Consider the following 22,247-nt stretch of genomic DNA (forward strand, 5'->3'; position numbering starts at 1 on the left):
GATGAACCTCAAGGATTCCTTCATCGCCATCATCGTTCTGGCGATCTGCATTCTCTGGGCGCTGGCAGACGGGCCCGCTGCGCAGCAGGGCATCGGCAGCGCCCTGCGCCTGATGACGCCGCTGCTGCTGGCCTGCCTTGCGGGGCTTTACTCCGAACGGGCCGGCGTCTTCGACATCGGGCTGGAAGGCAAGATGCTGATGGCAGCCTTCACCTCGGCCTCGGTCGCATTCCTGACCGGCAGCGCCTGGCTGGGGCTGGCCGCGGGCATCGCGGGGGCGCTGGTCCTGTCGCTGATCCACGGGCTGGCCTCGATCACGTTCAAGGGCAACCAGCTGATCTCCGGCGTGGCGATCAACTTCCTCGCCTCGGGCCTGACGGTGCTGGTCGGCCAGAACGCCTTCGGGCTGGGCGGGCGCACACCGTCGCTGACGGGGGCTGGTCGGTTCAATCCGATCACCCTGCCCTTCGCCGATGCGGTCCGCGACATGCCAGTGCTGGGGCCGATCTACTCGGGGCTGGTCTCGGGGCACACGATTCTAGTCTATGTGGCCTTTGCGCTGGTGCCGCTGACTTGGTGGGTGCTCTTCCGCACGCGCTTCGGCCTGCGGCTGCGGGCGGTGGGGGAAAACCCCGCCTCGGTCGATACCGCGGGCGTGTCCGTGACGCGGCTCCGCTATGCCGCGGTCGCGATCTGCGGCGTGCTGACTGGCATCGCCGGCGCTTATCTGGCCACTGCCCTGTCGGCGGGATTCGTCAAGGAAATGACGGCGGGGCGCGGCTTCATCGCCTTGGCGGCACTGATCTTTGCCAAGTGGCGGCCGTGGCAGGCGCTGTTCGCGACCTTCCTCTTCGGCCTCCTCGAGGCGATCGCGAACCTCTATCCGAACCTGGACCTGGGCTTCGTGACCGTGCCGTCGATGTTCATGAACGCGCTGCCCTATATCCTGACGGTGGTGATCCTGGCGGGCTTCGTCGGCCGCGCCGTTCCGCCCCGCGCCGGAGGAGAGCCCTATGTCAAGGAGCGCTGAGCTTGCCGCCCTGATCCGCGACCGCGCGGGTCAGGACGCGCCCGACATTGGCCTGATCCTGGGGTCGGGGCTGGGCCATCTGGCCGCCAAGGTCGAGGGCGTGGCCATCCCCTACTCCGACCTGCCGGGCTTTCCCCATGCGGGCGTGTCGGGCCATGTGCCGCAGCTGGTGATCGGCCAGCTTGAGGGTGCGCGGGTCGCCGTCTTCGGCGGGCGGTCACATTACTACGAATCGGGGCGGGCGGATGCGATGCGCCTGCCGCTGGAGGTGCTGGCGGCGCTTGGCTGCAGGCGGTTGATCCTGACCAACGCCGCAGGCTCGCTGCGCCCCGACATTCCGCCGGGCGCGCTGATGCTGCTGAGCGATCACATCGCCTTCGCCGGAACGAACCCCCTGATTGGAGAGGTGACGGACGCCCGCTTCGTGCCGATGACCGACGCCCATGACGTTGACATGCGGTCGGCCCTGCACGCCGCCGCCGAGGCCGAGGGCATCGAACTCCCCGAGGGCGTCTATTGCTGGTTCTCGGGCCCCAGCTTCGAGACGCCGGCCGAGATTCGGGCCGCCCGGACGCTTGGCGCCGATGCCGTCGGCATGTCCACCGTTCCCGAAATTATCCTGTCGCGCTTCCTGGGTCTGCGCTGCGCCGCCATTTCGGTCATCACCAACATGGGCGCGGGGCTGTCGGACGAGGCGATCAGCCACGATCACACCAAGGCCATGGCCCCCCTCGGTGCCGCCAAGCTGGAGGCGGTGCTGCGCCGCTTCCTTCGCGGTTGACCGGCACGATAGCCGGCAGAGTTGGCTTGTCTTCGCGTCGATGCCCAACGCCCAATGCTCTCCAATGAAACATTTGGTAGTCCCCGATGCTGAGCAAACCGCCAGCAGGCATCCGAGAGTCGAAGAGTTAATACTGGAAGCCAAACTGGGTCCTGGCGCGAATCAGGCCAGTCTCGATCGTTCCGGGAGGCCGTGGCTGCCAACGTACGGGCCAGCTGACGACGTGGCAAAGCAAGGGGTTCGGCATGATTGCAGAGGCAAAATTTGTTCTGTGGTTTGCCAAAGCCAAGCCTTGCCTTGCCTCACTTCAACGCCGGCAGCGGAGCGTCTCGCCACCGCTGGAGCAGCGGCCAGAAGACGCACTCCGGCCGCAATGAGGCAGCTAATTTCAAAAAGATGTGCTGCCCGCTTTGCCATATGCCAGCGGCTTCGGCGCGATGCAGGAGAATTTGGGCGGCACCTGCCCGAATTCAGATACGGCTGACGGACGCCATTCCGATCGGCGATGTCGAAAAGAACGTTTGACCAGCGTTCTTCAGCGATCGACGGGCGTCTGCATCACCGCCAGAGCGGCCTCGACCTTCGAGGCTGCGGTGTCGAGGTCGTCCAGACCCTCGACCGCGACGGTCCGGCCCTGCCCGTCGTCATGGCGGGCGCGGTGGCGCTGATAACGCGGGTCGTAATGGTCCCGCAGCAGGCTTTCGGAAATGCCGTAGAGGTCACCGACCGCCAGCATCTGCCGCCACATGGCAATGCGCTCGGCCGGGTGCACCGCGGTCAGCTGCGCCAGGATCGCCGTCATGCGGGTGCCGTCGCCCAGAACCTCGGCATAGCGGTCGGCGGTGAAGGCCGCCCGCGCCTCGACCGGAACCTCCAGCCGGATGCGGGGGGCGGCGCAGATCGCCTGCCACATCGCCTTGGGCACGTTGAGGTTGCCGATGCGGCTGCTCTCGGCCTCGACCAGGACCGGGCGGGCCGGGTCCAGCGCCTCGAGAGTCAAAGCAAGCCGGCTTTCGAACATCTTCTGGCTGGGCTGACCGCCGGGCATGCCCCCGAAGATGCTGCCGCGATGGTTCGCCAGCCCTTCGAGGTCGATGACCTGGTGCCCGCGATCGGCCAGCCGCAGCAGGATCTCGGTCTTGGCGCTGCCGGTGTTGCCGTCCAGGACGATCACCGGCGACGGGACAGGCCCGTTCTGGACCAAGTCGACCACCAGCCGGCGCCACGCCTTGTAGCCGCCCTCAAGACGGTCGGCCCGCCAGCCGACCTCTCTCAGCAGCGTGGTGAAGGCGCCAGACCGCTGGCCGCCGCGCCAGCAATAGACCAGCGGCCGCCACGTCCCGTCATGTCCGGACAGGGGCCCCGAGATATGGCGGGCAATGGCCGAGATGACCAGCGCGCCGCCGATCTTGCGGGCATCGAAGGGCGACACCTGCTTGTAGATCGTGCCGACCCGGGCCCTTTCCTCGTCGCTCAGGACGGGCAGGTTGATCGCGCCGGGCAGGTGATCCTCGGCGAATTCCGCCGGGGATCTGGCATCGATGACCTGGTCGAAGCCCGACAGCGCGGGATCGGCAACGCGTGACAGGCGCAGGTTCAAGATCAGAAGACGTAGACGGGCGTGCCGACCGGAACCTGGTCGAACAGGCTGATCACGGCCTCGTTGCGCATCCTGAGGCAGCCGTTCGACACCGCCCGCCCGATCGAGCCGGGATCGGTCGTGCCGTGAATGCGGATCGCGGTGTCCTGCCCCTGAGCGTTATAGAGATAGAGCGCCCGCGCCCCCAGAGGGTTCTTCGGGCCACCCGGCATGCCGTCGGCATATTTCTGATAGGCGTCGGGGTTGCGCTCGATCATGTCCTGGGTCGGGCGCCAGCTGGGCCACTCGACCTTCCGGCCGATGGTGGCCTTGCCCTTCCAGACCAGTTCGTCCTTGCCGACGGCCACGCCATAGCGGATGGCCCGGCCCGGCGCGACGACGTGATAGAGGAAGAAGTCGCGGCTGACGACGACGATGCTGCCGACCTCGAAGTCGTCGCGGATGGCGACCTCGGTCGGGACATAGGGATCGGCCGCGACGGGGGCGGCGGGCGCGGACTGGGCCATCACCAGCGAAGGCGCGGCGGCCAGGGCCACGGCCATCGGCAGGGCCAGCGAGATCATCTGACGGCGGTTCATGCTTTTTCCTCGTCGGGTCATTCGGGCCATGGATACAGGAAAAGACCGGTTGCCCGCAACTCACGTCGGCGTACGGGGGCTTGACCCGCCCCTGCCGGCGCCACATCTGTGGGTCATGTGCTGCAGCCGCCCAGAACCCGCCCGCCGCAAGGCGACCGTCCGTCCGGCCCACCTGTGCCGGGGCCGGGGCGATCGTGCGTGCCGCTGCCACATCTTCGCCAGGCCCCGCTTGTCCCGGCCCGCGCCTCGGCCGCGGCCCCTGGCCGTCGATGCTTTCCCGCGCAGCCACCAGGCCGATCGCGCGCCCACCCGGCCCCAGGCGCCGCCTTCCCTGATCGTCACGGCACCGATCCACGACATCAGGGAATTTGGACATGACATCCGCCACCGAACTTGACCTGCCCATTCCGGGCATCAGCTGCGCATCCTGCGCGGGCCGCGTCACGCGCGCCCTGACCGCTCTGCCGGGGGTCAGCGATCTGAACGTGAACCCCGTCACCAAGCGCGCCCATCTGCGCCTTGACGGCGCCACCCTGCCACAAGTGCAGGAGGCGCTGGCGCAGGCGGGCTATCCCGCAGACCTGACGACCACCCGCCTCTCCATCGAGGGGATGAGCTGCGCCTCGTGTTCCGGGCGCATCAGCCGGGCGCTGTCCGCGCGGCCCGACGTGGCCGAGGCGCAGGTGAACCTGGCGACGCATCAGGCGCAGGTGATGCATGCCCCCGGACTGTCGCCAGACACGCTGGCGCGTCTGGTGACCGAGATGGGCTATCCCGCCCAGGTCGCCGCGCCCGGCAGGCCCGCGGCCCCGCCGCCCGACGAAGCCCCTGTCCTGCGGCGCGACTTCCTCATTGCGCTGGCGCTGACCCTGCCGATCTTCGTGGTCGAGATGGGCGGCCATGTCGTGCCGGGCTTCCACCACTGGCTGCATAGCGTCGTCCCGACCCGCGCATTGTGGATCGTGCAGATGGTCCTGGCGCTGGCCGTCCTTGCCGGGCCGGGGCGGCGCTTCTTCGCGGCGGGCCTGCCTGCGCTGCGGCGCGGGGCGCCCGAGATGAACAGCCTCGTGGCGCTCGGGTCGGGGACCGCGTTCCTGTTCTCCGCCGTGGTGACGCTGGCGCCGGGCGTGGTGCCGGTCGCCTCCCGGCAGGTCTGGTTCGAGGCGGCGGCGGTCATCGTCACGCTGATCCTCATGGGCCGCTGGCTGGAGGCGCGCGCCAAGGGCCAGGCCGGTGCCGCGATCCGCGCGCTGATCGCGCTGGCCCCCGACACGGCAACCGCCCTTCGGGACGGCCGGCCCGTCAAGCTGCCCGTCGCGGACCTGCGGGCGGGCGACCTGCTGCTGCTGGCGCCGGGTGAGCGCGTCGCGCTGGACGGGGTGGTGACGGAAGGCTCGGGCCCCGTGGACGAATCGATGCTGACCGGAGAGCCGGTGCCGGCGTCCAAGGCACCTGGCGACAAGGTGACAGGGGGCACGGTCAACGGCAATTCGGCCCTGACCTATCGCGTCACTGCGACCGGGACCGACACGGTCCTGTCGCGGATAGTGGCGCTGGTCGAACAGGCTCAGGCGGCGCGCCTGCCCGTCCAGGCGCTGGTCGACCGGGTGACGCTGGTCTTCGTGCCGGCCGTGATGGCGCTGGCGGCGCTGACCTTCGTGCTGTGGCTGATCTGGGGGCCGGGGCTGGCGCATGCGGTCGTGGCGGCGGTGTCGGTGCTGATCATCGCCTGCCCCTGCGCGATGGGGCTGGCAGTGCCGGTCTCGATCATGGTGGGCAGCGGACGCGGCGCGCAGCTGGGCGTCCTCTTCCGCCGCGGCGACGCGCTGCAGAAGCTGGCCGAGGCGCGGGTCGTGGCCTTCGACAAGACGGGTACGCTGACCCTGGGCCGCCCTCGGGTCACTGGGACCTGGACCGACGGCATCGAGCCCCGGCAGGCCCTGCGCCTCACCGCCGCAGCCGAGGCCCGGTCCGAACATCCGCTGGCCGCCGCCATCCTGGCCGAGGCCGAGGGGATGGACCTGCCCGCCGCCGAAACGGTCACCGCCACGGCTGGCCGCGGCCTGACCGCAGTGGTTGATGGGCACGCCTTGCTGATCGGCAACGGCGCCGCGCTGAAAGCCGCAGGCGTGACTCCGGCCCCGGAGCTGATGGCGCAGGCCGAGGCCGCCGCCGCTCAGGGCGCGACTCCGGTGCATCTGGCCGTCGACGGGCACCATGTGGCGACCTTTGCCCTGGCCGATCCCGAACGCCCCGAGGCCACATCCACCATCGCCGACCTGCACCAGCTGGGGCTGGAGACGGCGATGCTTTCGGGCGACCTGCCGGCGACGGCCAAAGCCGTGGGCGCACGTATCGGCATCGACCGTATCCATGCCGGGCTGACGCCGGAAGACAAGCTGACGGCGATCAGGGGCATGGGCAAAGGCAGCGTCTTCGTCGGCGACGGCATCAACGACGCGCCCGCGCTGGCCGCGGCTGATACCGGCGTCGCCATCGGCACCGGCACCGACATCGCCATCGAATCCGCCGATGCGGTGCTGATGTCCGGGGATCCTGGGGGCGTGGTCCGCGCCATCAGGCTGTCGCGTGCGGTGATGCGCAATATCCGGCAGAACCTGTTCTGGGCTTTCGCCTACAACGCCGCGCTGATTCCCGTGGCAATGGGTGTGCTGGTGCCCTTCGGCGGCCCGCAGCTGTCGCCGATGCTGGGGGCGGCGGCGATGGCGCTGTCCTCGGTCTTCGTGGTAGGCAATGCCCTGAGATTGAGAGGTGCCGCATGACGATGAACCGCCGCCAGCTGCTGGTCGCCGCCGCCCTGACCATGGCGCTGCCCGCCTGCGCCGTCGCGCAGACACCGCCGCGCGTCCTGTGCTTCGGCGACAGCCTGACGGCGGGCTATGGTCTGCCGCAGGGTCAGGGGCTGGTGCCGCAGCTGTCGGACTGGCTGGAGGCCCACGGCCATCCGGCGCGGCTGATCGATGCCGGGGCTTCGGGCGACACCACCGAAGACGGGCGCAAGCGGATCGGCCCCGCGCTGCGGAAGCATCGCCCCGATGCCGTCATCGTCGAGCTTGGTGGCAACGACATGCTGCAGGGCTGGCCGCCGGAGCAGGCCGAGGGGAACCTCGACGCGATCCTGACTGCCGCAGGTCAGGGCGGACGGCCGCTGCTGCTGGTCGGGGTCGAGGATCCCGGCCGCGATCCAGGCAGCCGCGCCGCCTGGGCCGCGATCTGGCCCCGGCTGGCCCTTCGGCATGACGCGCTGGTGCTGCCGAACCTTTATGCGCCGCTTGTGGCGATGCCGAGGGATCGGCAGGCGGGGCTGCTTCTGGACGGTGTGCACCCCTCGGCCAAGGGGGTGCAGCTGATGGTCGATCATCTGGGACCCGTGGCCGCACAGCTGGTCCGCCGCGCGGCCTGATCCCGGATCAGTGCCCGGCGTGGTCGCCGTGGCCGGTCGGCTCGGCATCCTGGCGCTGGTTGTCGACGGTGGCCGTGGCGGTCTCGGTGCCGCAATCGCCGAAATCGAAGCTCAGCTCGATGCTGTCGCCATCGGCCAGCGGCCGCGTCAGGCCCAGCAGCATGACGTGGTCGCCGCCCCGCGCCAGCTGATGCGCCTGGCCCGCGTCGACGGTGATGCCGCCTTCGATCGGGCCCATGCGCATGACGCCACCCTCTTCGGCATGGCTGTGCAGCTCGGCCCGCTCGGCCGCGTCCGAGGCGACGGATTGCAGCGTGCAGGCAACCTCGCGGTGGTTTTCCAGCGTCAGGAAGACCGCGCCGGTCTTGGGGTTGGTGCTGCGGACATAAGCGTCGTTGATGTGCATGCCGTCATGGGCCAGGGCGGCCACGGGCAGCAGGGCCGCGATGGCGGCAAGGGTCGGGGTCTTCATGGTGGTCCTCGTGTTCCGAAATGTGATTCTCAGGCGACGAGGACGGCCGGAGGATCGCGCACCCGGATCGTGGTGCGCCGGACACCAGCGGCACGGGACCGGCGCGTCAGCGGGGCCGCAAGCGCGACCAGGATGCGCTGCGGCAGAACGACGTCCGGCGCGCCGATCGCGGCCAGCATAGCCAAGGCCATGTCGGGGCAGAGATGGGCGGTGCGGCCCTGATCGCCCGGAAGCACCGTCACCACGACACCGTGCCCGGTGCACAGGACGACCTCGGTCCCCTGGCGCACGGTCCCGCGCGCGGCGCCCAGGCCGACGCTGGTCAGCATCACGACAAGGATCAGGACAAGAGGGACGGGGCGGAACATGGCGGAACCTTAGCGGACCCCGACAGGCGGGTCAGCAGGCGATCGGACGCAGGCATGCGAAAGCCCCGCCTGATCGACGGGGCTGCGCGGGCGGCGGTCTACGACCGTTCAGGCCGAGGCGGCTTCGCCTTCGGCTTTCGACAGCTCGCGCTTGATCTTCAGGGCGCGGTCGGACAGGTCCGTGTCCTTGGCCTTGGACAGGAAGGCGTCCAGACCGCCACGATGATCGACCGAGCGCAGGGCGGCGGCCGAGATCCGCAGCGAATAGCCGCGGCCGAGCTTTTCGGACAACAGCGTGACCTCGTTCAGGTTCGGCAGGAACCGGCGACGGGTCTTGTTGTTGGCATGGCTGACATTGTTACCGGTCATCGGGCCTTTGCCGGTCAGTTCGCAGACGCGCGACATGGTTGTGTTCCTTCGTCTCAGCTATGCGGGCGTTCCCGGCAGTGGGTCCGTCCCAATGTGAAAGGGCGCCGCGAGGCAGCGCCCGGAATTCCGTTCGCGGGTGGTTACAGCGATTGCGGCCCTGCGTCAAGCCTTGCCGGGCGATTCCCTGCCGCGCGATAGCCGGCCTCGAGCGCGATGAGCCGTTCCTTGCGCCACAGCCCCCCGGCATAGCCCGTCATGCTGCCGTCGCTGCCGATCACGCGGTGGCATGGCACGACCAGCGCCAGCCGGTTGGCGCCATTGGCGGCGGCCACCGCCCGCACCGCGCTTGGCTGGCCGATGGCGGCAGCCAGCTGGGAATAGCTGCGCGTCTCGCCCGCCGGGATGTCGCGCAACGCCTGCCAGACACGCGCCTGAAAGGGCGTCCCAAAAAGGCGGAGCGGCATGTCCAGCCGTCCATCCTCGCCCGCGAAGAACCGCCCAAGCGCCCGCTCGGTCAGGTCAGTCAGGCCGGTCCGGCCCAGCCCGATGCGCCCGCCGACCAGCGCCGACAGCCGCCGCAACCCTTGCGGCAGGGCCTTGCGGTCAACGAATTCCAGCAGGTGCAGGACATGGTCATCGGCGATGACGATCATCCCGCCAAGTGGTGTGTCGATCCAATCCGCACGCAGATCGCCCTGCATCTGGTGGGGGGCGTGGCCGAAGAGGGCCCGAAAGGCTTCTCGAAAGCCCGATGCCGATTCGAATCCGGCTTGCAGTTGCGCGTCGATCATCCTGCCCCCCTTGTGCAGCGTTTGCAGTCCCTGCCGCAGCCGCGCGGCACGAGCCATCTGCAGGAAGCTCTGCCCGAAATGCTGCCGGAACAGCCGCCGGACGGTCGAGGGGTCGTGGCCCAGGTCAATCAGGTCGGCCTCGGACCAGCGATGGCCGGGGCGTGCGGCAAGCGCGGCGGTCAGGCCGGCGATCACCGGATGCGCCTCGGCCTGCGGGCCGTCGGGTTTGCAGCGCAGGCAGGGCCGGAAACCTGCCGCCCGCGCCGCGGCCGCATTGTCGAACCAGCGGCAGTTCTCGGGCCGTGGCTTTCGCGCCGGGCAGGTCAGCCGGCAGAAGATCCCGGTCGAGGTGACACCCACCAGCGCCACACCCTCATAGGCGGCATCGCGTGCCACCAGCGCGGCATAGAGCCGGTCATGATCCATCAGGTCCCGCATCGGATGTCCCCCCTTCTGGCCCTTGATACCCGATTCGCGGATGCCATGGGGCGCGAAATCGGGCAGCTATTCCCGCGCGCCCAGCCAGTCCAGCACCTGCTGTGCGGCGATGCCTGGCGCGATGTCGCCCGCAGCGACCGACTGCCCCAGATCGTCGATGCGGGCCCGCGCGTCTGGGGCGTCCAGCTGCGCCAGAAGGCCTGCGCGAAGTTCGGCAAGGAACCAGTGCCGGGCCTGCTGGGCGCGGATGCGGTCGAAATGGCCGTGGTCGCGCCGCCAGTCGAACAGCTGGCGCATCCGGTCCCATGCTTCGTCCAGCCCCGCCCCGGTCGCGGCCGAGACCGGCAGCGCCTGGGGAAACCCCTCGGGGTCCTGCGGGCGCTTGCGCAGCAGGCGCAGGGCGCCCGCGTAATCGGCGACCGTGCGGCGAGCCGCCGACATCAGTTCGCCATCGGCCTTGTTGACCAGGATCAGGTCGGCCATCTCCATGATGCCGCGCTTGACGCCCTGCAATTCGTCCCCGCCCGCCGGGGCCAGCAGCAGCACGAAGAGGTCTGTCATGTCGGCGACCAGCGTCTCGGACTGGCCGACGCCGACAGTCTCGATCAGGATGACGTCGTGGCCCGCGGCCTCGCACAGGCGGATCGCTTCGCGCGTGCGGCGTGCCACGCCGCCCAGTTGCGCGCTGGAAGGGGTGGGCCGGATGAACGCGCTGGGGTTGCGGGACAACAGCTCCATCCGCGTCTTGTCGCCCAGGATCGACCCCCCGGAACGGGCTGAGGAGGGATCGACCGCCAGGACCGCGACCCGCAGGCCCTGTTCCGTCAGGCGGGTGCCGAAAGCCTCGATGAATGTGGATTTGCCGACGCCGGGCGTACCGGACAGCCCGATCCGCAGGGCCTGCCGGTCGGGCAGCGCCCCGATCAGCGCCTGCGCGCGGTCGCGGTGGTCGGGCCGGGTCGATTCAACCAGCGTGATGGCGCGCGACAGCGCCCGGCGATCGCCCTTCGTCAAAGGTTCGAGAAGTTCGTCCATCGATCACTCCGCCCAGACCGGGCCGCAGAGTGGACCAGATGGCGCCCTGCGGCAATCCCCGCCCCGCCGACCCGCACCTTGTGCGCACCGCCCGGCAGGGCTAGGCTGTCGGGGTCAACCAAGGACGGGCCATGGCCAGGTTTTCCCGCAGATCCGTCGCCCTCGCCCTGTGCGTCCTGGCAGTCGCCGGGCCTGCATGGGCGCAACAGGACTGGGCGACGCAGCCCGTGCAACTGATGATGGTGCAGTCGCCCTATTGCCACTTCTGCCGTGCCTGGAAGGCCGAGATCGGACCGAGCTTCTCAGCCTCGGCCGCCGGGCGCACCGCGCCGCTGTTCGAGGTGGATGTGGACGGCCCCTTCCCAGACGGCCTGGCGCTGGACCGCCGCCCCCGCATCACCCCCAGCTTCATCCTGCTGGATCGGGGGGTCGAGGTTGGCCGGGTCGAAGGCTATGTCGGCCAGCGGTATTTCTATCCGGTGCTCGAGGAGATGATGCAGCGCGCGGACATTACTCCGGGCGCGGCGCCCTGACGGCATCTCCGGGGCGCACGGCTGGGCTTTTGTCGGACGCGGCGTTGCGCTAGGCAGGCAGCAATGCAATTTGCGAAGGTGCCGCCATGCATGACATCCGTGCGATCCGTGACAATCCCGAAGCGTTCGAACAGGCGCTGAACCGCCGCGGACTGCACGGCCTGACCTCGCAGATCCTGTCGCTGGACAGCGACCGCCGCGCCCGCATCAGTGCCGCCGAAAACGCGCAGGCCGAACAGAACAAGGCCAGCAAGGAGGTCGGCGCCGCCAAGGCCCGCGGCGACGAGGCCGAGTTCGAGCGTCTTCGCGCGCTGGTCGCCCAGACCAAGTCCGACATCGCCACCATGCAGGCCGAGGCCGCGGATCTGGACGCGCGGCTGCGCGACCTGCTGCTGGGCATCCCGAACCTGCCGCTGGACCGCGTTCCCGACGGCGCTGACGAGGATGACAACGTGGAACTGCGCCGCTGGGGCAACCCGCGCGCCTTCGATTTCCCGCCGAAGGAGCATTTCGAGATCGCGGGCGTCCGCCCCGGCATGGATTTCGAGACCGGCGCCAAGCTGTCAGGCAGCCGGTTCGTCGTGCTGAAGGGCGGCATCGCGCGCATCCATCGGGCGCTGGCGCAGTTCATGATCGACCTGCACATCGACAAGCACGGCCTTGAGGAGACCTGGACCCCCGTCCTGGTCCTCGAGGACATGATGCTGGGCACCGGCCAGCTGCCCAAGTTCGGCGAGGACAGCTATCTGACCCGCGAAGGATACTGGCTGATCCCCACCGCCGAGGTGACGCTGACCAATACGGTCCATGGCGATCTGGTCGATCACGCGACCCTCCCCCGCCGCATGGTCGCGCACAGCCAGTGCTTCCGGTCCGAAGCCGGCAGCGCCGGCCGCGACACCACCGGCATGCTGCGCCAGCACCAGTTCGAGAAGGTCGAGATGGTGTCAATCACCGATGCCGAAAGTGGGCTGGCCGAACACGACCGCATGACCCGCTGCGCCGAAGCCGTGCTGGAGGCGCTGGAGCTGCCCTATCGCACCATCATCCTGTGCACCGGCGACATGGGCGCGGGCGCGCGCATCACCCATGACCTGGAAGTCTGGCTGCCCGGCCAGGACCGCTATCGCGAGATCAGCAGCGTCAGCTATTGCGGCGACTACCAGGCGCGCCGCATGAACGCCCGCTACCGCCCCGAGGGCGGCGGCAAGCCGGAATTCGTCCACACGCTGAACGGGTCCGGCCTGGCTGTGGGGCGCACGCTGATCGCCGTCTTGGAAAACGGCCAGCAGGCTGACGGCTCGGTGGTCCTGCCGCAGGTGCTGCGCCCCTATCTGGGCGGCGCAACGCGGTTGTCGGCCGAAGGCGTCCTGTCCTGAGCGCATTTCCGCAGCGCGGAAACCGGCCCCCGGTGCCGCGCGTTCGCCTGCATGATCAGGCGCGGGACCCTTGTCTATCTGGCAGCATCGGCCATCTTCGTGATCGCCGGGATCAGCCATGCCGTCCCGTTCACCCACGACAGCGTGCCCGACGATGCGCGCTTGTCCGGGCCGCCGCCGCAGATCGCCAGCAGCATCCCGCGGCACATCCCCGAGTTGTACCTAGACCCCGTGAACATCGTCATGTGGGCCCTGCTGGCGGCGATCTGGGCGATGGTGTCGCTGGATGCGGTGGGGCAATTCATCGACCCGTCCGACGACATCGCGGAACGTGACGAACTGCCCCACGTCTGGCCACTGATGAGCATCGCCCTGATCGCGGCGACGGCCATGCCGTGGCTTTTGACAAGGCCGTTCCTGCTGGCGGCGGTGGCCGGCCTGGGGGCGTTCTGCGCCATCGTCGCGGCGGGTCGCGCGGCGGGGCACCGACGGCCCGCGGTCGGCTTTCTGGCAGGGTGGTCCACGGCGGTCTTCTCGGCGACGCTGGCGGGGCTGGCGGCCGACAAGCTGCCGGTGCAGGCGCTGTCGGCACTGGCCATCCTGCCGGGCGCGGCCATCGGCATGGCGGCGCAGTTGTGGATCGGGTCCAGCGTCGGCTATTCGCTGGCGCTGATCTGGGCGTTCTGCGGGCTTGCCGTCACCACGATGGGTAGCGACCCGATGATCGCGCTTGCGGCGATCCTGGGCATCTCGGCCATGGCGACGGTGCTGGTTCGCGCCGCCAGTTAACTGCCCTTGGGCTTCTGCCGGTTCTTGTGCTTGGAGAGCGCGCCCGACTGCACGATCTTCGTGGCCTTCGCCTTGTAGGGGTTGTCGCCCCCCTGGTCGCGGAAGAACAGCCGGATCGGCGTGCCGGGCATGTCGAAGTCCTGCCGCAGGCCGTTGATCAGGTAACGCTGATAGCTGTCGGGGATCTTGTCGGTGTGCGTCGCCTTGACGATGAACGCTGGCGGCCGCGTCTTCACCTGCGTCATGTAGCGCAGGCGGATGCGGCGTCCGCCCGGCGCGGGGGGCGGGTGGCTTTCGGTCATCGCGCCCAGCCACTGGTTCAGCTTGGCGGTGGACACGCGGCGGTTCCAGACCTCGTGCGCCTTCAGGATGGCGTTGTGCAACCGGTCGAGGCCCTTGCCGGTCCGTGCCGATACCGTCACCAGAGGCGCACCCTTCAGCTGCGGTAGCAGCTTTTCGAAGTTCGCGCGCAGTTCGTTCAGCTTCTGCGGCTTGTCCTCTTCCAAGTCCCACTTGTTCGCGGCGACCACGACGGCGCGGCCCTCGGTTTCCGCGAAATCGGCAATGCGCAGGTCCTGCTGCTCGAACGGGATGTTCACGTCTAGAAGGACCACCACCACCTCGGCAAAGCGCACGGCGCGGAGGCCGTCGGCCACCGACAGCTTCTCAAGCTTGTCGGTCACCTTGGCGCGCTTGCGCATGCCGGCGGTGTCGAAGATCCGCATCGGCGTGTCCATGAAGCGCGTAGTCACGCTAATCGAATCGCGGGTGATCCCGGCCTCTGGCCCGGTCAGCAGGCGGTCCTCGCCCAGGATCTTGTTGATCAGGGTGGACTTGCCGGCGTTGGGGCGCCCGATGACGGCCAGCTGCAGGGGGTTGTCCTCGGACGGGCGCCAGGCTTCGGCGCCCTCGCCGGATTCGGCGTCCTCCTCGGACAGGTCCACGTCCACCGCGGCCTCGACGGGTGCGGGCCGACCGGCCTCGACCTCATCGGCCAGGGGGACCAGCAGGCGGTAAAGATCGTCCATCCCCTCGCCATGTTCGGCCGAGATGCGGATCGGCTCTCCCAAGCCCAAGGAATAGGCTTCCATCGCGCCAGCCTCTCCGGCACGGCCCTCGGATTTGTTTGCGGCCAGGATCACATGCCTGGCCCGGCGGCGCAGGATTTCCGCAAAGTATTCGTCGGCGGCGGTGACGCCGGCCCGCGCGTCGACGACGAACAGGCAGATGTCGGCCTCGTCCACGGCCCGTTCAGTCAGGCGGCGCATGCGGCCCTGCAGGCTGTCGTCGTCGGCCATTTCCAGACCGGCGCTGTCGATCACGACGAAGCGCAGGTCGCCAAGCCGCCCTGCGCCTTCTCGAAGGTCGCGGGTCACGCCCGGCTGGTCATCAACCAGGGCCAGCTTCTTCCCGACAAGGCGGTTGAACAGGGTGGACTTGCCCACATTGGGCCGCCCGACGATGGCGAGTGTGAAAGTCATCTGAACGCATGCAACTGGCCGTTGCGCGCAACGACGTAGAGGGTTTGACCAGCGACGATCGGGGCCGATGCAGCCCCTCCGGGGATCTGCGCCTGACCGACCAGCGCGCCGGTGGCGGGATCGAAGCTGCGCAAGATGCCATCGGATGAGGCGACATGCAAGCGGCCGCCGGCCAGGACCGGCCCGTAATGCGCGAAGATCTGGTTCTGCTTGCGCACACGCTCGGTCGTGAAGAAGGGCAGCGGCTGGCGCCAGATCACCCCGCCGGTGGCAGCGTCCAGCCGCACCAGTTGCGCCTGGTCGTTCACCGCGAAGACCGATCCCCCGGCCACGACGACGGGGCTGGTGGCGCCTTCGTCGGCGGTCCACTCCTGCAGGCCGGTCGCCAGATCCACCGCGTCCATGCGCCCGGACGAGGTCGCGGCATAGACGCGCCCGCCCGTGATCACCGGATCGCCGGTGACGTCGCGGATGATCGCCATGCTGCGCCCGGTCCGCGTGCCCGCGATCTGGTTGGCCCAGTTCGTCAGGCCGGTCTGGCGGTCAACGGCCAAGAGTTGCCCCGAGGGGAAGGGGAAGACCACCGTATCGCCCTGCACCGCCGGCACCGCAACGCCCATGACGCCGGACCCCGACGGCGCCCCCGAAGTCTGCCACAGGACGCGGCCGTCGCTCGCGCGCACAGCCCAGCCCACGGCATTGGTGTCCGCGACATAGACGACGCCGTCCTGTACGGCTGGACTGCCGCTGATCGCGGCGTCGACCCGCTGCCGCCACAGGACCGCACCCGAGGCGGCGTCCAGCGCCACCAGTTCGCCAAAGCCGGTGGTGGCGAAGATGCGCCCGCCCTCGTAGGCCAGTCCGCCGCCCGAGGCGCTGTCGGGGTTTTCAAGGACTGGCGTGATGTCGGTGGACCAGGCGCGGCCGCCGCTCAGCGCCGTCGCGGTGACCCGGGCACGGCTGTCCAGCGTGAAGACGCGGCCCGCGGCCACGACGGGATCGGCGGTGATGCGGTGACGGCGCGACTCGGCCTGCCCGATCGAGGCCGACCACAGGCGGTTCAGCGACGGCGCCAGCTGCACATGACCCGGCGCATGGGCGGCGTTGCCGCCGCGATGGGTCCAGTCGGCATTGGTGACGGGCGCGGCCAAGGACAGCGCGGTGCCGGTGATGCCCGCCGGCCCCTGGACTGCGGGACCGTCGGCCGAGAGGACCGCCAGCGGGTCCAGCCGCTCTCCGGGCAGGATCACGTCGCGGTCTCCGCAGGCGGAAAGCCCCAGTCCGGTGGCAATCGCCAAGGTCAGTCGCAGCGTGGCGGTCATCCCGGCCTCTCCCCTCGTGCAGTCGTCTGTCAGTTCGTGGCGTCCGCCATGTCCGCGGGTTCAGGCTCGGCGCCGAGCGCGATCATCATCTCTGACAGGCGGCGGCGCAAGGCCTCGGTCAGGCCGTCCTTCTGCTGGATCTGGCGGATCAGCGAGACCGCGTCCTCGGACCTCCCTGCATCCACCAGCGCCACGGCCTTCTGCTCCAGCGCCAGAAGCTCGAACGGGGCGCCGGTGCGGGACAGGCGGGTCAGGATGGCGTCGCGTTCGGACGGGTCCATGTCCGAGCCGTTCAGCATCACCAGCTTCAGCTGGGCCAGGTCGATCAAAACGGCACGCTCGGCCGCGTCGCTGACGCCGCGCAGGGTCTCGGCCGCGGCCGCGTCGTCGCCGCTGCCGGCATATTCGCCCGCGGCCAGCAGGCCTGCCAGCGCCGCGCGCCCGGTGGACCCCCGCGGATCGACCGCCAGGATTGCGGCGGGATCGTCAGCGGCCTCGGCGGCCAGAATGGCGTCGCCCCAGGCTTCGGCGGCGGCGCGCTTGCGCGCCAGGCTGTATTCGCGCCACGCGGCCCCGCCGACGATCACCACGATCAGAAGGATCCCGATCCAGCCATAGCGCCGCATTGCGCCATAGAGCCGGTCGCGGCGCAGTTCCTCGGTGACCTCGTCGATGAAGCTGTCGTTCTGGTTGGCCATGGCCGCCTTCAGGTCAAGAATTCCGTTGCCACGGTCTTATACCTGCATCATGCGGAAAGCCACTGCCGCGAACGGCTTGCCGCCGCCGCTGTGTCGGGTCAGCCTTCGGGCAGCAGCGCGGGGTTCCAGACCACCTCCCACAGGTGGTCGTCGGGATCGGCGAAATAGCCGGCATATCCGCCATAGAACGTGTCGCGGGCGGTCTTGATGATGCGGGCGCCCGCCTGGGCCGCCTCGGCATCACCTCGTCGACACGGGTCCGGCTGGCGACGTTGTGACCGATCGTGACCCCGATGGGATCGGTCGCGGCGTCATTTAGCCCGGTGTCGTGGGCGATGTCGGCCCGCGCCCACAATGCCAGCTTCAGCCCAGCGGCCAGGTCGAAGAAGACGACGGCGCCGTGGTCATATTCCTCGCCAATGATTCCTTCGGTCGGCAAACCCAAGCCATCGCGGTAGAACGCCAATGAGCGTGCAAGGTCGGCGACGCCCAAGGTGACGACCGTGACATGGGGCTTCATGTCGGCGTCCTTTCCAGAAGTTTCATGGCGGCCATGAAAAAGGCCCGCCGGTGGGGCGGGCCTTAGCGATCGCGGGGATCAGAGGCGCGAGGCCACGTTTTCCCAATTCACCAGCTTGTCGAGGAAGTTCTCAAGGTACTTCGGACGCGCGTTGCGGAAGTCGATGTAGTAGCTGTGCTCCCACACGTCGCAGCCTAGGAGCGCGGTCTGGCCGAAGCAGAGCGGGTTGACGCCGTTCTCGGTCTTGGTGACCTCAAGGCCGCCGTCCGGGTTCTTGACCAGCCACGCCCAGCCCGAACCGAACTGCGCGGCGCCGGCGTCCGAGAACTTCTTCTTGAAGTCCTCGACCGAGCCGAAGCTGTCCTTGATGGCGGATTCCAGTTCCGACGGCATCGCGCCCGAGTTCGGCGACATCATTTCCCAGAACTGCGTGTGGTTCCAGTGCTGGCTGGCATTGTTGAAGATGCCGTTCTGCGCCACGGCGCCCTTCTGGTAGGTGCCCTTGACGATGTCCTCCAGCGACTTGCCGTCCCACTCGGTCCCCGACACCAGCTCGTTCAGCTTGGTGACATAGGCGTTGTGGTGCTTGTCGTGGTGATATTCCAGCGTCTCGCGCGACATGCCCGCGGCTTCCAGAGCGTCGTGCGAATAGGGAAGATCGGGAAGGGTGAAGGCCATTTTCCTGTCCTTTCGAAAGGGTTGGATCTGCGGTCGCGGCGCACGGTCGCGCATTCGGCCGGACAACGCAAGGGGGCGGGCACGGTTCCGGGCCGGTGGGCAGAGAGGTGCTGTCTGCCCCCCTTGGCCAGCGGCCAATTCACCCCCGAGGATATTTGCCGACCAAAGCAGGCTTAGGGTCAGCGCGGCGCCACCTGCGTGCCCGGAAGCGCGGCGTTGGTCAGGATCAGGCCCAGGTAGTCGGCCGTGGACCGGAAGCCGATGACGCGGAAGCCGCCGGGGATGCGCCAGATGGCTGCGGCGGTCTGGGCCACGCGGGTGCGGCGAAGCTGGCCCTGCCGCAGCGCATGGGCGTCGACGGGTGCCAGTTTCGCGATGACGTCGGCGGCGTGGGGGCCCGTGACGTCGAAGACCGCGCGTGCGTCCGAGACATCGATGACGAGGCCGTGTTCGCCCATCAAGGCCTGCGTCAGCGCGTCCTGCGCCTCGGCGCGTTCGGCCTCGGGCAGGATCAGCAGCAGTTCGTCCGGCGACATCCAGCCCAGGCTGCGACTGCCGTCGGTGGTGATGCCGGTGACGTCGGGGATGGCAAGGCCCGCGGCCTCGGCCAAGGCGTCGCCTGCGCGCGACAGGTCGGCGCGGATGGTGATCATGCCAAGCCCCGGAACACGGGCGATGGCGGCCAGTGCGTCAGCCATTCAGACGGCTCCCTTCCTTGTCGTAGAAAACGGGATCGACGATCCGCGCCTGCATCACCTGGCCCGACGGCATCGGGAAATCCAGCACCTGCCCCATGCGTTCCGGCCCGTGGCGCACCAGGCCCATGGCAATCGGCCGCCCAAGCGTGGGCGAATGATAGCTGGACGTGACACGCCCTTGGACGTTGCGCTGGCCGTTGGGGTTCATTCCCTCGGCCACGGCATAGGCGCCGTCGGGCAGCACCTGCCCGTCGATGCTTTCCAGCCCCACCAGACGCCAGCGTTTGCCGTCGACCATGTGCAGGCGCCGCTGCGCGCGTTTGCCGATATAGTCGGCCTTCTTCTTGGATATCGCCCAGCCAAGGCCAAGATCCTGCGGGATCACCGTCCCATCGGTTTCGTCGCCGATCATGATGAAGCCCTTTTCGGCGCGCATCACGTGCATCGCCTCGGTCCCGTAAGGGGTGATGCCCAGGTCCTGGCCGATTTCGTGCAGACGCTCCCACAGCTCCAGCCCGCGATTGGCAGGGACGGCGATCTCGTAGCTGAGTTCGCCCGAGAAGCTGATGCGGAAGACGCGGGCGGGGATGCCGGCAATGTCGCCCTCGACCCATTGCATGAAGGGGAGCGCGGCTTGGGACAGGTCGATGCTGCCGCCCAGGCGTTCAAGCAGCGTCCGCGCCTGCGGGCCGGCGACGGCGATCTGGGCATATTGCTCGGTCAGGTTGGCGGTATAGACCTTCCAGTCCCACCATTCGCACTGCAACCAGTCCTCCATGTGGCCATGGATGCGGTCGGCCCCGCCGGTGGTCGTGTGGCAAAGCCAAGTGTCGTCCGACAGGCGCGCGACGACACCGTCATCCATTAAAAAGCCGTTCTCGTTGCACATGAGGCCATAGCGGCATTTCCCGACCGCAAGGTTGGACATCATGTTGGTATAGAGCATGTCCAGGAACCGCCCGGCATCCGGCCCTTTGACCACGATCTTGCCCAGGGTCGAGGCATCGAGCGTCCCGACGCCCTTGCGGACGGCCAGGATCTCGCGGTTGACGGCGGCGTGGCGATCCTCGGCGCCCTGCGGATAGGCATAGGGACGGCGCCACTGGCCGACAGGTTCGAAGCTGGCGCCATGCGCCTCGTGCCATGCATGCATGGGCGTCTTGCGCAGCGGCTGGAATGCCTCGCCCTTGGCCTCGGCCGCGATGGTGGCCAAGGTCAGTGGCGTATAGGGGGGCCGGAACGTCGTCGTGCCGGTGGCGGGGATCGGCTGGTTCAGCGCCTCCGACAGGACCGCCAGACCGTTGATGTTGCTGAGCTTGCCCTGGTCCGTCGCCATCCCCAGAGTGGTGTAGCGCTTGGTATGTTCGACCGAGGCATAGCCTTCGCGGGCGGCCAGCTCGACGTCGGTAACCTTCACGTCGTTCTGATAGTCCAGCCACATCTTGGACCGCAGCTTGTAGGGCGCACGGGCGGGCATGACCCAGACAGGCTGCGTCGCACCCTCGGCCCGTTCAAGATCGCCGGCGCAGCGCAGGTCGCCTGCGGCGGCGCCCGTGGCGGTGACGTTGCCCTTTCCGTCGGCGCCCAAAGGCGGGCGGTCGGGGTCGGGGCGGAACATCGCCTCGCCCGCGTCCCAGGCCAGCTTGCCGCCGCAATGGCTGTAGAGATGCACGACCGGCGACCAGCCGCCAGACATGGCGACGACGTCGCAGTCGATCTGGTCGGTCACGCGCCCCTCGCCCGACTGATCGCAGAGCGCCACGCCCTCGACATGGCGGTGCCCCTTGACCTTGGCAACGCCGGTGCCGGTCAGGACGGTGATCCCTGCATCGCGGGCCGCCCGCGGCAAATCGCCGTCGGCCACCGGGCGGGCATCGATGATGGCCGGCACGTCTAGGCCCGCTGCGCGGGCCGCCAGGGCAGTGCGATAGGCGTCGTCGTTGTTGGTGACGACGACGATCCGCTGCCCCGGCGCCACGCCGTATTCGGTGATGAAGTCGCGCACGGCGGATGCCAGCATCACGCCCGGCACGTCGTTGCAGGCGAAGGCCAGCGGGCGTTCCAGCGCCCCGGTGGCCGCGACAACATGTCCTGCCCGGATGCGCCACAGGCGTTGGCGGGGGATACCCTGGTTCGGGTCGTGGTCGGCCAGCGCCTCGCGTGCGATCAGATAGCCGTGGTCGTAGAGGCCCGTCGCCATCGTGTTGCGGCGCAGGGTCACGTTCGACCGCGCGCGCAGGTCGTCCAGCAGCGCGTCGATGGCCGCCTGACCCTCCGCATGGTCGACCGGCGTCCGCCCGCCCCATAGGCTGTCCTGTTCCAGGACCAGCACCTGTCCGCCCGCCTGCGCGGCGTCGCGCGCAGCGGTCAGGCCCGCGATGCCGCCGCCGACCACCACCGTGTCGGCAAAACCGTAGGCCTGTTCATACCGGTCCGGATCGGCTTCGGTGGGCGCACGGCCCAATCCCGCGCTGCGGCGGATGATGGGTTCGAAGACATGCTTCCAGAACGGGCGCGGGTGGATGAAGGTCTTGTAATAGAAGCCCGCCGGGAAGAACGGCGACAGAAAGCTGTTCACCGCGCCGATATCGGCGTCCAGCGACGGCCAGCAGTTCTGGCTGCGCGTGACCATGCCGTGCACCAGGCGCGTCGTCGTGGCGCGCTGGTTCGGTTCGAACCGGCCGCCCTGGCCCAGACCCAGAAGCGCGTTCGGTTCCTCGGCGCCCGAGGCGACGGGGCCGCGCGGGCGGTGATACTTGAATGACCGGCCCATCAGCATCTGGCCATTGGCCAGAAGCGCCGAGGCCAGCGTGTCGCCGGTCAGCCCGCGCAGATGGCGGCCGTCGAAGCGGAAGGGCAACTGCCAAGCGCGGTCGACGCGGCGACCGCCAGACGGCAGGCGAAAGGGGGGCGTGTGGGTCATTTACGTGGTCGTCCAGTCGGGGGTCCAGTCGGGGCGGGCGGCGCGGATGCTGTCGACGATGTCCGACGGCGGGTGGGTGTTTTGCGCCTTGTAGGTGCCGAAGACCTGCAGCGTGACGGTGCAGCGTGCGGCCAGGAACCACCTGCCGCAGCCATAGGCGTGCCGCCAGCGTTCGAAATGGACACCCTTGGCGTTCTTGCGGTCGAACAGATAGGCCTCGAGTTCCTCGTCCGTGCCACCGGGGCCGACGCGTTTCAGATGCGCCTCTCCGCCCGGTTGCAGTTCGGTTTCCTCGGCGGTGACGCCGCAATAGGGACAGGTCAGGATCAGCATGAAACGC

Annotated in this window: 22 protein-coding genes; 7 read left to right on the plus strand and 15 right to left on the minus strand. The window is 68.9% G+C overall.

Annotated features, from left to right (window positions below; all coding sequences use genetic code 11):
- Nucleotide 1: 1 nt before the first annotated feature.
- The gene (locus tag OC184_RS04080; protein WP_265505918.1) at nucleotides 2-1,030 is read left to right on the plus strand and encodes an ABC transporter permease; all 1,029 of its coding nucleotides are present in this window, start codon (nucleotides 2-4) and stop codon (nucleotides 1,028-1,030) included.
- Nucleotides 1,014-1,811, plus strand: a complete 798-nt coding sequence (locus OC184_RS04085; RefSeq protein WP_265505919.1) for a purine-nucleoside phosphorylase — start codon at nucleotides 1,014-1,016, stop codon at nucleotides 1,809-1,811. The genes OC184_RS04080 and OC184_RS04085 overlap by 17 nt, the downstream gene beginning before the upstream one ends.
- 535 nt (nucleotides 1,812-2,346) lie before the next feature.
- Here the strand turns inward: OC184_RS04085 and mnmH are convergent.
- Entirely contained in the window at nucleotides 2,347-3,411 is a 1,065-nt protein-coding gene (gene mnmH, locus OC184_RS04090) for a tRNA 2-selenouridine(34) synthase MnmH (RefSeq protein WP_265505920.1), read from the minus strand.
- A gap of 2 nt (nucleotides 3,412-3,413) precedes the next feature.
- Nucleotides 3,414-3,989, minus strand: a complete 576-nt coding sequence (locus OC184_RS04095) for a L,D-transpeptidase (protein WP_265505921.1) — start codon at nucleotides 3,987-3,989, stop codon at nucleotides 3,414-3,416.
- Nucleotides 3,990-4,363: 374 nt separating this feature from the next.
- Between OC184_RS04095 and OC184_RS04100 the strand changes: the two genes are divergently transcribed.
- Together OC184_RS04100 and OC184_RS04105 are read left to right on the plus strand one after the other, a co-directional pair.
- Complete coding sequence (locus OC184_RS04100; RefSeq protein WP_265505922.1) at nucleotides 4,364-6,772, plus strand: heavy metal translocating P-type ATPase; 2,409 nt, start codon at nucleotides 4,364-4,366, stop codon at nucleotides 6,770-6,772.
- Entirely contained in the window at nucleotides 6,769-7,413 is a 645-nt protein-coding gene (locus tag OC184_RS04105) for an arylesterase (protein WP_265505923.1), read from the plus strand. The genes OC184_RS04100 and OC184_RS04105 overlap by 4 nt, the downstream gene beginning before the upstream one ends.
- Nucleotides 7,414-7,420: 7 nt before the next feature.
- On the opposite strand, the gene OC184_RS04110 is transcribed toward OC184_RS04105, so the two are convergent.
- From OC184_RS04110 to meaB, 5 genes are all read right to left on the minus strand, one after another.
- Nucleotides 7,421-7,885, minus strand: a complete 465-nt coding sequence (locus OC184_RS04110; protein WP_265505924.1) for a copper chaperone PCu(A)C — start codon at nucleotides 7,883-7,885, stop codon at nucleotides 7,421-7,423.
- 29 nt (nucleotides 7,886-7,914) lie between these two features.
- Nucleotides 7,915-8,253, minus strand: a complete 339-nt coding sequence (locus OC184_RS04115) for a hypothetical protein (RefSeq protein ID WP_265505925.1) — start codon at nucleotides 8,251-8,253, stop codon at nucleotides 7,915-7,917.
- 108 nt (nucleotides 8,254-8,361) lie between these two features.
- Nucleotides 8,362-8,658 carry a 50S ribosomal protein L28 gene (gene rpmB / locus OC184_RS04120; RefSeq protein ID WP_265505926.1) on the minus strand — a complete coding sequence of 99 codons (297 nt, stop codon included), beginning with the start codon at nucleotides 8,656-8,658 and terminating at the stop codon, nucleotides 8,362-8,364.
- Nucleotides 8,659-8,762: 104 nt separating this feature from the next.
- The gene (locus OC184_RS04125) at nucleotides 8,763-9,851 is read right to left on the minus strand and encodes a bifunctional transcriptional activator/DNA repair enzyme AdaA (protein WP_265505927.1); all 1,089 of its coding nucleotides are present in this window, start codon (nucleotides 9,849-9,851) and stop codon (nucleotides 8,763-8,765) included.
- Nucleotides 9,852-9,917: 66 nt separating this feature from the next.
- Complete coding sequence (gene meaB, locus OC184_RS04130) at nucleotides 9,918-10,886, minus strand: methylmalonyl Co-A mutase-associated GTPase MeaB (RefSeq protein ID WP_265505928.1); 969 nt, start codon at nucleotides 10,884-10,886, stop codon at nucleotides 9,918-9,920.
- Nucleotides 10,887-11,017: 131 nt separating this feature from the next.
- On the opposite strand from meaB, the gene OC184_RS04135 reads away from it, so the two are divergent.
- From OC184_RS04135 to OC184_RS04145, 3 genes are all read left to right on the plus strand, one after another.
- Nucleotides 11,018-11,419 (plus strand): SoxS protein, encoded by a 402-nt coding sequence (locus OC184_RS04135; RefSeq protein ID WP_265505929.1) that lies wholly within the window; start codon nucleotides 11,018-11,020, stop codon nucleotides 11,417-11,419.
- An 86-nt stretch (nucleotides 11,420-11,505) separates the two neighbouring features.
- On the plus strand, nucleotides 11,506-12,798 hold the full coding sequence (gene serS, locus OC184_RS04140; protein WP_265505930.1) for a serine--tRNA ligase: 1,293 nt from the start codon (nucleotides 11,506-11,508) through the stop codon (nucleotides 12,796-12,798).
- A gap of 51 nt (nucleotides 12,799-12,849) precedes the next feature.
- Entirely contained in the window at nucleotides 12,850-13,587 is a 738-nt protein-coding gene (locus tag OC184_RS04145; protein WP_265505931.1) for a hypothetical protein, read from the plus strand.
- On the opposite strand, the gene der is transcribed toward OC184_RS04145, so the two are convergent.
- From der to OC184_RS04185, 8 genes are all read right to left on the minus strand, one after another.
- A complete protein-coding gene (gene der, locus OC184_RS04150) occupies nucleotides 13,584-15,068 on the minus strand; it encodes a ribosome biogenesis GTPase Der (protein WP_265505932.1) in 1,485 nt (494 codons plus the stop codon). The genes OC184_RS04145 and der overlap by 4 nt on opposite strands.
- The gene (locus tag OC184_RS04155; RefSeq protein ID WP_265505933.1) at nucleotides 15,065-16,390 is read right to left on the minus strand and encodes an outer membrane protein assembly factor BamB family protein; all 1,326 of its coding nucleotides are present in this window, start codon (nucleotides 16,388-16,390) and stop codon (nucleotides 15,065-15,067) included. Before OC184_RS04155 ends, der begins: the two co-directional genes overlap by 4 nt.
- 29 nt (nucleotides 16,391-16,419) lie before the next feature.
- A complete protein-coding gene (locus OC184_RS04160) occupies nucleotides 16,420-17,088 on the minus strand; it encodes a tetratricopeptide repeat protein (protein WP_265505934.1) in 669 nt (222 codons plus the stop codon).
- 13 nt (nucleotides 17,089-17,101) lie between these two features.
- Nucleotides 17,102-17,608: a VOC family protein gene (locus OC184_RS20695; protein ID WP_265505935.1), complete on the minus strand. Its 507-nt coding sequence runs from the start codon at nucleotides 17,606-17,608 to the stop codon at nucleotides 17,102-17,104.
- A gap of 78 nt (nucleotides 17,609-17,686) precedes the next feature.
- Entirely contained in the window at nucleotides 17,687-18,286 is a 600-nt protein-coding gene (locus OC184_RS04170; RefSeq protein ID WP_265505936.1) for a superoxide dismutase, read from the minus strand.
- A gap of 179 nt (nucleotides 18,287-18,465) precedes the next feature.
- Nucleotides 18,466-18,984 (minus strand): sarcosine oxidase subunit gamma, encoded by a 519-nt coding sequence (locus tag OC184_RS04175; protein WP_265505937.1) that lies wholly within the window; start codon nucleotides 18,982-18,984, stop codon nucleotides 18,466-18,468.
- Nucleotides 18,977-21,907, minus strand: a complete 2,931-nt coding sequence (locus OC184_RS04180; RefSeq protein ID WP_265505938.1) for a sarcosine oxidase subunit alpha family protein — start codon at nucleotides 21,905-21,907, stop codon at nucleotides 18,977-18,979. The genes OC184_RS04175 and OC184_RS04180 overlap by 8 nt, the downstream gene beginning before the upstream one ends.
- Complete coding sequence (locus tag OC184_RS04185; protein WP_265505939.1) at nucleotides 21,908-22,240, minus strand: sarcosine oxidase subunit delta; 333 nt, start codon at nucleotides 22,238-22,240, stop codon at nucleotides 21,908-21,910.
- Nucleotides 22,241-22,247 lie beyond the last annotated feature (7 nt).

The sequence above is a fragment of the Paracoccus rhizosphaerae genome, from assembly GCF_026162645.1.
Lineage (GTDB): Bacteria > Pseudomonadota > Alphaproteobacteria > Rhodobacterales > Rhodobacteraceae > Paracoccus > Paracoccus rhizosphaerae.